This window comes from Prochlorococcus sp. G4PB16 (assembly GCF_059772465.1).
In genome coordinates this window covers 1698067-1711634 of record NZ_CM186289.1, presented here as the reverse complement: position 1 = coordinate 1711634, position 13568 = coordinate 1698067, and the positions used below count along the sequence as shown (strand labels likewise).

Annotated in this window: 14 protein-coding genes and 1 tRNA gene; 9 read left to right on the top strand and 6 right to left on the bottom strand. The window is 34.4% G+C overall.

Annotated elements, in window-relative coordinates; all coding sequences use genetic code 11:
• Positions 1 to 104 precede the first annotated feature (104 nt).
• Positions 105 to 1595 (bottom strand): ammonium transporter, encoded by a 1491-nt coding sequence (locus AC6EIZ_RS09645; protein WP_498510815.1) that lies wholly within the window; start codon positions 1593 to 1595, stop codon positions 105 to 107.
• A 252-nt stretch (positions 1596 to 1847) separates the two neighbouring features.
• Positions 1848 to 2621 carry a DNA/RNA nuclease SfsA gene (sfsA, locus tag AC6EIZ_RS09640; protein ID WP_498510813.1) on the bottom strand — a complete coding sequence of 258 codons (774 nt, stop codon included), beginning with the start codon at positions 2619 to 2621 and terminating at the stop codon, positions 1848 to 1850.
• Between the two features lie 75 nt (positions 2622 to 2696).
• On the opposite strand from sfsA, the gene murJ reads away from it, so the two are divergent.
• Positions 2697 to 4304 (top strand): murein biosynthesis integral membrane protein MurJ, encoded by a 1608-nt coding sequence (gene murJ / locus AC6EIZ_RS09635; RefSeq protein ID WP_498510811.1) that lies wholly within the window; start codon positions 2697 to 2699, stop codon positions 4302 to 4304.
• On the opposite strand, the gene AC6EIZ_RS09630 is transcribed toward murJ, so the two are convergent.
• On the bottom strand, positions 4291 to 4539 hold the full coding sequence (locus AC6EIZ_RS09630) for a hypothetical protein (protein ID WP_011294259.1): 249 nt from the start codon (positions 4537 to 4539) through the stop codon (positions 4291 to 4293). The genes murJ and AC6EIZ_RS09630 overlap by 14 nt on opposite strands.
• Before the next feature lie 40 nt (positions 4540 to 4579).
• A complete protein-coding gene (locus tag AC6EIZ_RS09625) occupies positions 4580 to 4864 on the bottom strand; it encodes a DUF3181 family protein (protein WP_498510810.1) in 285 nt (94 codons plus the stop codon).
• A 194-nt stretch (positions 4865 to 5058) separates the two neighbouring features.
• Here AC6EIZ_RS09625 and AC6EIZ_RS09620 point away from each other — a divergent pair.
• From AC6EIZ_RS09620 to AC6EIZ_RS09600, 5 genes are all read left to right on the top strand, one after another.
• Positions 5059 to 5132: transfer RNA gene (locus AC6EIZ_RS09620), tRNA-Arg, on the top strand.
• A gap of 124 nt (positions 5133 to 5256) precedes the next feature.
• Entirely contained in the window at positions 5257 to 6492 is a 1236-nt protein-coding gene (gene glyA, locus AC6EIZ_RS09615; RefSeq protein WP_498513259.1) for a serine hydroxymethyltransferase, read from the top strand.
• A complete protein-coding gene (locus AC6EIZ_RS09610; protein ID WP_498510809.1) occupies positions 6479 to 7771 on the top strand; it encodes a competence/damage-inducible protein A in 1293 nt (430 codons plus the stop codon). The genes glyA and AC6EIZ_RS09610 overlap by 14 nt, the downstream gene beginning before the upstream one ends.
• Positions 7772 to 7794: 23 nt before the next feature.
• Positions 7795 to 9198, top strand: a complete 1404-nt coding sequence (gene leuC, locus AC6EIZ_RS09605; protein ID WP_498510807.1) for a 3-isopropylmalate dehydratase large subunit — start codon at positions 7795 to 7797, stop codon at positions 9196 to 9198.
• A 33-nt stretch (positions 9199 to 9231) separates the two neighbouring features.
• Positions 9232 to 9846 carry a 3-isopropylmalate dehydratase small subunit gene (locus AC6EIZ_RS09600; RefSeq protein WP_498510805.1) on the top strand — a complete coding sequence of 205 codons (615 nt, stop codon included), beginning with the start codon at positions 9232 to 9234 and terminating at the stop codon, positions 9844 to 9846.
• Between the two features lie 2 nt (positions 9847 to 9848).
• Here AC6EIZ_RS09600 and AC6EIZ_RS09595 read toward each other — a convergent pair whose 3' ends face one another.
• Complete coding sequence (locus AC6EIZ_RS09595) at positions 9849 to 11867, bottom strand: DUF3769 domain-containing protein (protein ID WP_498510803.1); 2019 nt, start codon at positions 11865 to 11867, stop codon at positions 9849 to 9851.
• Positions 11868 to 11948: 81 nt separating this feature from the next.
• Positions 11949 to 12077, bottom strand: a complete 129-nt coding sequence (locus tag AC6EIZ_RS09590) for a photosystem II reaction center protein I (RefSeq protein ID WP_011294252.1) — start codon at positions 12075 to 12077, stop codon at positions 11949 to 11951.
• Positions 12078 to 12447: 370 nt separating this feature from the next.
• On the opposite strand from AC6EIZ_RS09590, the gene psbH reads away from it, so the two are divergent.
• From psbH to pth, 3 genes are all read left to right on the top strand, one after another.
• The gene (gene psbH / locus AC6EIZ_RS09585) at positions 12448 to 12645 is read left to right on the top strand and encodes a photosystem II reaction center phosphoprotein PsbH (protein WP_110859863.1); all 198 of its coding nucleotides are present in this window, start codon (positions 12448 to 12450) and stop codon (positions 12643 to 12645) included.
• 33 nt (positions 12646 to 12678) lie between these two features.
• A complete protein-coding gene (locus AC6EIZ_RS09580; RefSeq protein ID WP_498510801.1) occupies positions 12679 to 12894 on the top strand; it encodes a TatA/E family twin arginine-targeting protein translocase in 216 nt (71 codons plus the stop codon).
• A gap of 61 nt (positions 12895 to 12955) precedes the next feature.
• Positions 12956 to 13567 carry an aminoacyl-tRNA hydrolase gene (pth, locus tag AC6EIZ_RS09575; protein WP_498510799.1) on the top strand — a complete coding sequence of 204 codons (612 nt, stop codon included), beginning with the start codon at positions 12956 to 12958 and terminating at the stop codon, positions 13565 to 13567.
• Position 13568: the final 1 nt, after the last annotated feature.

The following is a 13568-nucleotide window of genomic DNA, read 5'->3' as shown; positions in this document are numbered from 1 at the left end:
ACAAATTGATAGGATTCTGATAAATATTAAACCACACTAAAAAAGCCCAGAATATATCTGGGCTTTTTTAGTGTGGTTTAATGTTAGAGAATTAAACAAGTGAACTAGCTAGAAGCAAAGTCAGGATAAGCCTCCATTCCATGCTCACCAATATCAAGACCCTGTATCTCTTCTGCTTCGCTAACTCTGATGCCTCCAAAGAAACCACCAATAATTTGCCAAGCAATCCAACACGTAACGACAGTCCAGATGCCATAAGCAGCTGCACCTAATGATTGAATAAGGAATTGACTAATTCCTCCTCCATTGAGAAGACCAATTCCTGCAGCGCCTGGATCCATGCCATCAACACCCCAAAGGCCGATAACAATAGTTCCCCAAACACCACAAACACCGTGAACTGAGAAGGCTCCAACTGGATCATCAATGCCTGCAGAATCCAAAGCTGCTACTGAAGCCACGACTATTAATCCACCGACAGCACCAGCAAGCCAAGATCCAGCGAAAGTCATATTTCCACAACCAGCAGTGATACTTACTAAACCAGCAAGGATACCGTTGATGATCATGGTTAGATCAGGTTTACCAGAAGTAGTGGTAGATAGAACTGTAGCTGCTATAGCACCACCTGCTGCTGCCAATGTTGTTGTTACTGCAACGTAAGCAACATATTGATCCATTGCTAATTCAGAGCCAGGGTTGAATCCATACCAACCAATCCAAAGGATTAGAGCACCTAAAGTTGCAATAGCCATATTGTGACCAGGCATTGCTTGAGCTTTGCCATCAACAAATTTGCCTATACGAGGTCCAAGAAGCATTGCTCCAACGAGACCAGCCCATCCGCCAACAGAATGAACGATAGATGAACCAGCAAAATCAATAAAGCCTAGTTCAGAAAGCCATCCACCATTCCACTGCCAGCTCCCTGCGATTGGGTAGATAAAAGCAGTCAAAACAATAGAGAAAACAATAAATTCACCAAATTTGACTCTCTCAGCGACTAGTCCAGAAACGATGGTTGCAGCAGTACCAGCAAAAGCAGATTGGAAAAGGAAATCAACTGCTGGAACAAGACAACCTGTATCACCAGCAGCAGCACATTCCAATGCACCTGAAGGATCTGGATCAACAAATAAGCCTTGGAAATAAAGCCAACCATCAATTACTGAACCGCCATACATTAGGGAATATCCAATTACCCAATAGGCCGTTACAGCAAGAGAAAAAACAAATAAATTTTTTGCTAAAATGTTTACCGCATTTTTTTGACGACACATACCCGCTTCAACCATTGCAAATCCTGCGTTCATAAAAATAACGAGGATTGTGGCTATAAATAACCAAAGGTTATCTGCCAAGAATGCAGCGGCTTGAGGTCCAGTTAAATCTGATAGCGCTACCTCAGCTCTAGCAGAGAAAGTGAATACACCTAATCCTAAAAGAGCCAATGGAACAGTGGCTAGCCATGCCCAAGATTGACTTCTTCTAAAACCTTTAATGCTTCTTAGAAGAAGCATTGGCCCGTTTAAAAGACTTGCGTCTTGAAGACGAGAAGTACTTCGCCTTGGAGGCGATTGCAAAGCAGTGGTCATAAATGATGCTTACTTCGAAAAAAGAAATGGATAGTTAATCCAAAAGTTACAACTATGAATATGCATGCAACTGATACTGAGAAGATGTAGGTGTTGATACAAAAAAAGAGTTTGGTTCTACAAATATGTTCTTACATACACATTTTCAGCGTGAATTGATTAACTTTCCAAATTAATTTAAACCCAACGATTAAAAATCAAAACAAGAAACTAGCTTAAATAGCTAAAATAGATCTACTCAAGTTTTTTGCTCTAGATATTTTTTGTTTGTGAACTTTGAAAGGGCTTAACACCTTCCCAAGTGATGTGGTCTAAAAAGAAACCAAATGCACATGGAATAATCTCTACACCCATGGATATTGCCTCTCTAAATAATTTTCCATATAAAGGATCTGCTAAATCACAAGGTGCGAAAATTTCCATATCACTTCTACTAATGCAAGGAATCAATACTGCTCTTGAATTAGCACAAATACTCATTAGCTCCTTCAAATGTTTTTGACCTCTTGTCGTTACCGTATCAGGGAACAAAGCCAAGGTTTTTTCACACCAAGTTGTATTTTTAACCTCTATGTAAATATTTCTACTATCTGAGTTATTTCTTTCTGGTTTAAGTAATAAATCAATTCGACTCTTACCTTCTAAACCATATTTAACTTCAGGCTTGATATTTGCGATTAAACCCAATTGCTTCTCTAGGCCATTCGCCTCAACCAAATTTCTAATCAATTTATTTGGTAAAGATGTGTTAATACCAACCCAGCATCTCTTCAGCTCATTATGGCTTGGCACCTCAGCTTGCTCCCAAGACCAATCTAATTTACGTTTAGGCGAAGGAGAGTACTTAAGTCTGACTCGACCACCAGGCCACAAAACCCCTTTCATTGGTCCTGTATTCGCACAATGCGCGGTAACAATTTCACCATTATCCAACTCAACATCTGCCAAAAATCTTTTATATCTCTTGATTAGGGTTCCCTCTACAAGAGGGGGGAACTTAATAATGGTTTTCCCAATCTCAATCACTTAATTAACATCCAATTAAAACAAGAACTACAAAATATTCTAGAAAAATGAAAGCTCTCTTTTTTCAAATCTAACATGCCGAAATCAATCAAAGAAATTGCTTTCGTCGTAAGTTTAGGCACTTTATTAAGTAAATTTGGAGGGATGGCAAGGCAATTAGTTATTGCTGGTGCTTTCGGAATTAGTGCTGCATATGATGCATATAATTATGCTTATATTATACCTGGATTTTTCTTAGTTCTTTTAGGCGGTATTAATGGTCCATTGCATAACTCAATGGTTACACTATTAGCGGATAAAAACAAAATTGATAGTAGATTATTTATAAGTTCAATCAATATTATTTTATCTCTAATACTATTAATAATTAGTTTTTTTATTTTCTTTTCATCAGATTTTTTGATTAATTTAGTTGGGCCGAATCTAACACCCGAGATAAAAGAAATTGCATCTTCTCAATTGAAAATAATGTCTCCAATTATATTCTTTTCTGGACTAATAGGCCTAGGTTTTGGATCTCTAAATGCAAAAAAAGAATTTTTCATCCCTTCTATAGCTCCATTATTATCAAGTCTAATTGTCATAATTGCTGTATCAAGATTTTGGATAAATAAAGAAACTTCAGCTGATATATATGAATTAAATTTGAGGGGAGGTCTTATTCTTGCAAAGGCAACATTTATTGGAGCGCTATCTCAATATTTAATTCAAATACCTTTTCTAATTAAAAAGGGAATATTTACTATCAGTTTTTCAATTCAAACAAAATATTCAGAACTAAAAAGAGCCTGGAGAATGATTGCCCCTGCATCACTTTCTTCAGGAATGATACAAGTCAATGTTCTTACTGATTTATTCTTTGCCTCGAAAATAGTTGGAGCTGCAGCTGCTCTAAGTTACGCAAACTTTTTAGTTCAAGCTCCTCTTGGAATAATATCAAATTCTATTTTAATCCCATTATTACCGGTTTTTGTAAGCTTAAGAGCTCGAGAAAATCACTTCAAATTGATTAAGAAAATCCATCAAGGGATAATTATTTCCTCTTCTTCTATGGTATTTCTAGGTTCAATATTTATTTCACTTTCTGTTCCAATAGTGATATTAATCTATGGGAGAGGTTCATTTAATCAAAATGCTATAAATATTGTAAGTCAACTATTGATTGCATATGGAATAGGTATGCCTTTTTATCTATTAAGAGATCTATTAGTTAGAGTATTTTATGGCATTGAAGATTCAAAAACACCATTTAGAATATCAATCATAGCAATATTGTTAAATTTATTTTTTGACTGGTTTTTAATAGGGGGAACAAGTCCATGGGGGCAACTATCTCCCATCAACTTAGGGGTAAATGGCTTGGTATATTCAACTACATTTGTTAATTTATTTGCTTGTATACTTTTACTATTAAAATTAAATAATAAAGTAGATAACATTAAATTATCAAAAATAATATCTCAAAATCTTAGAATTATTTTAATTGGTTTGATTTCAGGTATTAGCTCATTTTTTATTTTTAAATTAATATATTTACCTTATGGTTTCTTTAATTTATTATTTAAAATCATAATTTCATCTGGAATTAGTCTTGTTATATTCTATTGTCTAGCCATTATTCTTAAAGTCGATGATATTGATAATTTAAATAAGTTTTTAAAAGAGAAATTCATTCGTCCTTAAGAAAAACATCTTTTTCTGATCTAACTTTAAGTGGGATTTCTAAACAGTTCATTTCATCAGTTTTCACTCCACTGACTGAGAGAATTCTTGCTTCAATACCAAACTCTTGAAAAGCTATTTCCATCTCTTTCATTAATTCCTTTTCAACCTGTGCATCAGCATCAGCAACTTTTCCTATAAGCCTTTCTCCTAAGCGACCAATTCGCTGCCTTACAACCTCTCTGGCATTAGTCACCTGAATGATTAGCAAGAATAACAAAGCAACTGAGCAAATCTTATCTGCAATAGGGTTCTAAAATCTCCTCAAGGTCAAAAAATTGATTTGGTGGAATTAATTTTGATAATGGCAGTATCGTTTTACCCCCGCCAAGTTTTACTTGAATCGCCTCTAGACCTTTTCTAGCGGCAAGATTTGCACCTTGATTAAAGCTAGCCTGACATTCAATAGCTAAGTCCTTTGCAAGGCCAGCGTCGCCTAGATAAAGGTTCCAATTTCCAACCTGAATAAATAATCTGTCAGCTATTGAAATCGCTAGCTCATTAATTTGCGATGAATCCATAGAAGTGATCATGAAAACATAGTTTTCTCTATTATTAGTGAACTTATATATAGATTGGTTACTATCTCAAAATTAAAAAACTAATGGAATAATAACTTTTTAAGTTTCATGATCGTATTTCAATGAATTTTCAAGGCCTAGATATAAACATATTTTCTTATTCTTTGGGAGTCAATCTGATATTGTTTTTTTATGCGCCTGTAGCTCAGCGGATTAGAGCATCTGACTACGGATCAGAGGGTCGGGAGTTCGAATCTCTCCAGGCGCGTTTAAAAAATTTGTAAATCCTTATATAAACAGAAAATAAGAGAAAGTTTTTTCTCATTAGACTAAACATATGCCTACTATCACATCATAAATAAAAGAAAAAAGTGACTATTAAATCTCCTTTAATGGAATGTGATCCAAGTATTGCGAAATTAATAAACAATGAATTATCAAGACAAGAAACTCATTTAGAACTTATTGCGAGTGAGAATTTCGCCTCAAAGGCAGTAATGGAAGCACAGGGATCAGTCCTAACAAATAAATATGCTGAAGGTCTCCCTAACAAACGTTATTACGGTGGATGTGAGCATATCGATGAAATTGAACAGCTGGCTATAAACAGAGCAAAAAACCTTTTTGATGCCAACTGGGCAAATGTCCAACCACATAGCGGCGCACAAGCTAATTTTGCAGTTTTCTTAAGCCTTCTAAAACCTGGTGACACAATAATGGGAATGGACCTCTCTCATGGAGGACATCTCACACATGGTTCACCTGTAAATGTCAGTGGCAAGTGGTTTAAGACATGCCATTACGAAGTTAATAAAACTACCCAGATGCTTGATATGGATGCAATCAGAAAAAAAGCAATTGCAAATCAACCAAAACTAATTATTTGTGGATTCTCTGCGTATCCACGGGAAATTGACTTCCAGGCGTTTAGATCAATAGCTGATGAGGTAAATGCGTATTTATTAGCCGACATAGCACACATCGCTGGTTTAGTCGCAAGCGGACTTCACCCAAGTCCAGTCCCCTTTTGTGATGCAGTGACAACAACGACTCATAAAACACTTAGAGGTCCAAGGGGCGGATTAATTCTCTCTAACAATGAAGAGCTAGGGAAAAAACTTGATAAAGCAGTATTTCCAGGGACCCAAGGAGGTCCTTTAGAACATGTAATTGCTGCTAAGGCTGTGGCATTCAAAGAAGCTTCTCAAGCCGAATTCAAGCTTTATTGCAAAAGAGTGATCTCTAATGCGCAAGTTCTCTCCAATCAACTTCAAAAACGAGGTATTTCAATCGTAAGCAAAGGAACTGACAATCATATAGTTCTTCTTGACCTAAGAAGCATTTGTATGACAGGTAAAATAGCGGATCAATTAGTTAGTGATATCAAAATAACTGCTAACAAAAATACTGTACCTTTTGATCCAGAATCACCATTTGTTACTAGTGGGCTAAGGCTTGGTTCAGCAGCTCTTACTACTAGAGGTTTTAATGAACAAGCCTTTGAAGATGTTGGTAATATCATCGCAGACAGACTGCTTAACCCAAATGATGAAAACATAAAGGAAAAGTCAATCAAAAAAGTATCTGAACTTTGTAATAAGTTTCCTTTATATAGTGAGAACATCTAAGAAGATTACTATTACAAAAAAAAATCAATTTGGAGCAGAGATTTTATGCATTGGGAGTGAAATACTTCTAGGAAATATTGTAAATACTAATTCTCAATGGATAGCAAAGCAGTTAGCAATTTTAGGAGTAACACATTTTAGACAAACTGTTATTGGAGATAACCCTTCCAGGTTAAAAGAAGCAATACTTGAAGCATCTAATAGATCTGAAATTCTAATAACAACTGGTGGGCTTGGACCAACTCCAGATGATATAACAACAAAGGTAATTTCTGACGCGTTTCAAACACCTCTAGAATTAAGAAATGATATTTTGATGGACTTGAAAAACAAGTTAAAAGTTAAGGATGGTAAATTATCTGAAAGCCAAAAGAAGCAATGCTTAGTTCCTAAAGGTGCTAAAATTATAAACAATCAATTAGGTACAGCTCCTGGTATAATATGGCGCCCAAAAGAAAATTTTACAATACTTACTTTCCCTGGAGTTCCAAGTGAATTAAAAGAAATGTGGATAAATGAGGCCAGTAAATGGTTAATAAATAATAATTTCTCAAGAAAAATCATCTCTAGCAGAGTTTTACATTTTGCAGGTATAAGTGAATCATTACTAGCAGATAAAATTGCACATTTACTTAAAGAGAATAACCCTACTGTTGCTACTTATGCTAACACTGGGGAAGTAAAGGTTCGAATCACAGCCAAAGGAAATAATTTAGATGATGCTAATAGATTGATAAAACCTATTGAAAAAGAATTAATTCAAATCACCGGATTAAAATGCTTTGGAATAGATAATGAAACTCTTGAAGAATCAGTACTTAAATTATTAATAGAAAGGAAAGAAACTATTGCTGTTGCAGAATCATGTACTGGAGGTGGAATAGCTTCTAAATTAACAAGAATTTCTGGATCTTCTAAAATTTTCCATGGAGGCGTCATCGCATACAATAATTCAATCAAACAAAGAATATTAGGTGTCCCTGAAGAAATAATTAATACCTATGGTGCAGTTTCAAAGCCAGTAGTCGAATCAATGGCAAAAGGTATCCAAAATATATTCAAAGTTAACTGGGCTTTATCTGTCAGTGGAATTGCAGGACCAACTGGAGGAAACGAATTAAAACCAGTTGGACTGGTCAATTTTTGTATCAAGGGCCCAAATACCCTTATCTCATGGGAAGAAAAATTTGGATCTAATAAGACAAGAGAAGATATTCAAAAATTAAGCGTTTTAAATGCTCTTGATAGATTACGTTTATCTATAATCATGGAAAGATGAGTCCTTATTATTGGATTTGAAAGTTGAGTTCTGGAACCCTCTACGACAAAGTTTGGAACTTCCATCAGGTGAAAGAACTACCTGGTGGATCAACGCAACTTTTTGTTGGTCTTCATTTGATACACGAAGTTACAAGTCCTCAAGCTTTTTCTGCTCTTAATGAAAAAAACCTTGAAGTCAAATTCCCTAAGCTAACAGTTGCAACAGTTGATCATATAGTTCCAACAGTCAACCAGCAGCGTCCTTTTACTGATCCTCTCGCAGAGGAAATGCTCACTACTTTAGAAAAAAACTGCAAATCTCATGGAATAAAATTTCATGGCATTGGAAGCAATTCTCAAGGAGTAGTCCATGTTATGGCTCCAGAATTAGGATTAACCCAACCTGGGATGACGGTAGCTTGCGGAGATTCACATACCTCAACCCATGGAGCATTTGGAGCAATCGCATTCGGTATTGGAACAAGTCAAGTTCGAGATGTCCTGGCCAGTCAAAGTTTGGCAATGAAAAAATTAAAAGTTAGAAGAATATGGGTAGATGGTTCATTGCAAAAGGGAGTTTACGCAAAAGATCTCATTCTCCATATAATTCGTATTCTAGGAGTCAAAGGAGGAGTCGGATTTGCGTATGAATTTGCAGGGCCTGCAATAGAAAAACTTTCAATGGAGGGAAGAATGACCATATGCAATATGGCTATTGAGGGAGGAGCTAGATGTGGATATATCAATCCAGATGAAACTACTTTTGAATATCTTAAAGGGAAAGAATATTCTCCCAAAGGTCAAGAATGGGATAGAGCTATTAATTGGTGGAAAAGTTTAGTGAGTGATTCAAACGCTAAATTCGATGATGAGATTCAATTGGACGGATCATCTATAGAACCTACAGTTACTTGGGGTATAACTCCTGGTCAAGGTGTTTCAATCAAAGAAAAAATCCCAAATCCTGAAAGGCTGCCAGAAAGTGAACAACAAATAGCTAAAGACGCATGCAGATATATGAACCTAGAACCAAATCAACCCATAGAAGGAACATCAATTGATGTTTGCTTTATAGGTAGTTGTACAAATGGAAGATTAAGTGATCTCTTAGAGGCATCGAAAATTGTTAAAGGCCATAGAGTCGCAACTGGAATCAGAGCATTCGTTGTGCCTGGTTCCCAAAAGGTTGCTAAGGAGGCAAAGCAAAAAGGAATAGATGAGATATTCCTTAAAGCAGGTTTTGAATGGCGAGAACCAGGTTGCTCAATGTGCCTAGCAATGAATCCAGACAAATTAGAAGGAAGACAAATAAGCGCTAGCTCAAGTAATAGAAATTTCAAAGGTAGGCAAGGGTCTGCTAGTGGAAGAACCTTATTGATGAGTCCAGCTATGGTTGCTGCTGCTGCAATAAACGGAAAGGTTACTGATGTAAGAAAATTACTCTAAGAGTAAAACTGAAAATAACTTCCTTATCTATAAATGAAACAAGAGTTCCCAAAAGGTGAGATCAAATCAATCAAAGGTCGCAGTTTTGTAATCATTGGCGACGATATTGATACCGACCGAATCATTCCTGCAAGATTTCTCAAATGTGTAAGTTTCTCGGCTTTAGGAGAACAAGTCTTTGCAGATGATAGAAAAGAGCTAAAAGGTAATCACCCATTTGATCTGGATCAAAATAAAGGAGCTAATATTCTTATTGTTAATGATAATTTTGGATGTGGTTCAAGTCGCGAGCATGCACCACAGGCTCTTATGAGATGGGGAATAAGATTAATCATTGGGGAAAGCTTCGCAGAGATTTTTTATGGAAACTGCCTTGCACTGGGTATACCATGTTTAACAGCATCGAAAAAAGAAATAAATAAATTACAAAATCTAGTTAATAAAAAACCGAAACAAATTTGGGATTTTAATCTTAAAGAAATTACATTTTCTAACCAAATAGAAAATTTAAAACTAAATATAGAAGAAGGAGCCTACAAGATGCTTATATCAGGAAAATGGGATGCGACTTCTCAACTACTAGAGGCAGAGAGAAGCATCAAGAATACAGTCAGAAATCTACCTTATTTGAACCATTTTAAATCTTAAATCTAAAAAACTTCTTTTACAGAATTATCAAAATTAAATCCATTTAGACGAAAATATACCCCCCCTCCATAAGTATTCGGATGATAGTAAATTCCAAATTCATATGCTCTTTTTTGCCATAAAAGACCTAACTTAGTATCATAATATTCACCATATTTTTCTGAGCTCTTATCGATATTTAAGTTAGAAACAATATCTAAAATTATTGGCCCATATATTTGTTGCATTAAACTTATATTTAACGTTTTCAAATCAATTGCATTGTCAAACTTAAATGGACTATTTCCAGATTTAATTTTCAAACCTGGCATAACAGAAAGTTTTGTAAAGTCAAGAAAATTATTCTCTAATCTACCTAATCTAATTTCGGGACCAAGACTAAACTTGAGAAAGCCCTGATTATTACCATCCTCATATTGAAAAAAGGCTGCATTTATATTAGTTTTTAAAACTAATTCAGGGTAAATTAAAACAGGAGATAAAAGAGTATATTTCTTTTCATCAAGATTATTTTTATTCCCCTTCCATATCTGATATTGACTATCTAAAGAAGAAAAAATACTAGATCGCCAAAGACTCGCCATATCACTATTTTCAAGTTTTTCTGCTTCGTATTTAGCGGTTCCTAGCCCTATGTTTAAGTTATTTAATACTTCACCAGCTTTAAAATTATAAGACTTTTCGATAAATCCACCATATGCAGTTTTTATTTCAGTCTCGCCGATTGAGCCATTCCAAGCTCTAGATCTATAAGTAGTAAAAATATTAAAATTCACATCTTCTAAAAGAGGCATTTTAAAATCCTTACCAAAAGAAGATGAGTGTCTTAGTCCACTAAAAAACCTAGTTGAATTTAAAGTACTTAAATCATTATCACTATAAAATATCCAATCTTTATAATGTGCATTAAGTTTAAAATTCATACCAAATAGATCATAAAAACTAATATCTTTTTTATCTTCAATTTTGTTGTTTTTATAACTATTTGTTTTACCCAAAATAGCCCTGTTAATTAAAAATTGAGGCTGAAAATCAAGTTTTATATTATTAAACCTTGTAGTTTCACTTCTTCTAATCAAGACTAGACCATCTCGATCTTTTCCGTCTATTATCAAATCAAATTTATTTCTCTTTTTTTTCTTCCCTCCAAATGATCTTTTACCTAGGAAGATTTTAGTTCTACTCTCAAGAATTAGATTTGTTTTAGAAGAAGTAATAAGTAATTCACCTCCCTCCTCTTCTGCAATGACATCTATACCTTCAAAAGAAATTTGATGTGGATCAAAAGGATCATTTGTAAAATTTATTCTATTAGATTTCCAACCATTTTCTTGAATTGTTATTAAATCAGACTTGAATCTCCAACTATTAATTGAACCTATTGATTTGTTTGATCTAGTGATTTTATTTTGGGGTAGATTAATATTTCCAAAAGAAAATTCAATTCCATCATCATAAGAATTTTCTCCATTAAATTTATTTATCGATTTTTTTTCCTCAATAGAATTTCCAGAATTGGAATCAACTCTCAAATCATCTAATACATTCTTAATATCTAATATCCCAAATGCCTCTTTAATAAATCCTTCTTTATTTAATAAATTAAATTGAAATTGATTGCCTCTAAAATATTGACGTCCCTTGCTGAATCTAATATTTCCCTCCGCAGATAAAATACCAGTTGATTTTTCATATTTTAAAAGGTCTGATCTTAAGACCCCTCCATTTATAATGGCCTTAACATTACCCTCTGCTAAATAAATATTCTGATCAAAATCATATTGTTTATCAGAAAAAATCCTTAAGTTTAAAAATATATTTTCTTCTTTTGATTTTTCTAAAGGTGATTTTTTACTGCTTTTACTTAAAGTACCAACAGAAAAGTCATAATGTTCAGCTTTATGTAAATTGCCTACATAATTATTCTCTTCACTAATAGCTATCTCAAATAGAGACAGAAAAGTATTAAACCCTAGAAAACAAAGGTTTAGAAGCAAAAAATATCTTTCTTTCGCCGCCAAATGAGTTAAGCCGACGAAAAGATAATAACTAATAAAGAAATTACAGGAACTTTCTTAGTCCAGTAATTAGCCTGTCATTTTTTAGTCTTGAGGACTTTCTAAATCCTTTCTATTTGGTGTCCTTGTTGGATCACTTGCCAAGAAACCAAATAAAAAGATCCCGACAAAGAAAAAGACGACCGTATAGACGGAAATCTTGAGGGCAAGCATGAATACGAACTATCTAAATAGAGCTTAAACCTATCCTATGAAGTCAATAACTCCAATCAAAAAAACAAAGGTGTTACAGACTTTTGGAAATAGAGAAAATCAAGATCAAGGTAATAAAGCTAGAAAAGCCAATAAAACCAAGGGAAATTCATAAAAAGATCAAGATTGATTCAAATTCAAATTAAAAAAATCCATAACTTTCTTTTATTTTTTTTTTGATTTTCCTAGTTTTTCAATTTATTTCAGAACATATCTCTCAAATATCATTTTTTTTAGGACATTCCATCACAAGTTTCTACAGTCTCTTCTCCTTTGGGACAAGTTCCCATACAATAGCGGGACTCATACAAATCTGAGCTAGAGAAACGACATGGGACAAAAAACAGCACTTGGATCTTTGCTGAAATCTATTGGCAATTCTGGACAAGGAAAGGTTGTTCCTGGTTGGGGAGCTGTACCAGTAATGGCCTTTATAGGAGTTTTACTTTTGATTTTCTTAGTTATTATGCTCCAAATTTATAACCAGTCACTTTTATTACAAGGATTTTCGGTCGACTGGAATGGCTGAGTTGAGTAAATTCTAAATACTAGTGGTTCGCCCATGAATATTTTTGGGGTTGGCTTGCCCGAAATAGCTGTTATTGCTGGATTAGCACTTGTTATTTTTGGTCCAAAACGTCTTCCTGAGCTTGGGCGAACTATTGGAAAAACTCTTAAAGGTCTGCAAAGCGCCTCTACTGAGTTCGAACGTGAAATCAAAAATGCCATGAAAGAAGACGAGTCTTCAAATGAAAACATTTTGGACAAAGAAAATTAATTTATCCAAAACTAATTAGATATATCTCAATCATTAGGATCAAGAACGATTTTTTATTTGTATGTCGCCCGATAACTTGAAATTATTAGTTGGCTTAGGTAATCCTGGAGCTGAATATAACAAAACCCGTCACAATGTAGGATTTATGGTCTTAGAGCAACTAGCTAGTCAAAACAATTGCAATTTTCGTGAAAGCAAGAAACTCTTCGGCAAAACTTGCGCATATGGATTAGGTGCTAATAAAACTAGACTTTTAATGCCTAATACTTATATGAATGGAAGTGGAAAATCGGTGCGCTCAGCAAAAGATTGGTTTAATTTAGAAAATCATCAATTGATAATCTTAGTAGATGATATGGATCTTCCTCTTGGGAAAATCAGAGTACGCTCTAAAGGTAGCTCAGGAGGGCACAACGGATTAAAAAGCATTATCAATCATCTTGGCTCTACTGAGTTTAAGCGATTAAGGATTGGGATAGGCCCCCCAAGTGAAATTCAAAAAGAGAGGAAATCTAAAACTGTTTCGCACGTTTTAGGTAGCTTTTCAAAAAACGAATTTACAATATTAAATTACATCATTCAGGAAATTATTAGTTGTTTTGATTTAATTACTTCTAATAATTGGGACAAGATTTCTACTCGACTTAATTCTTTTAAACCTGAAAATTTATAAC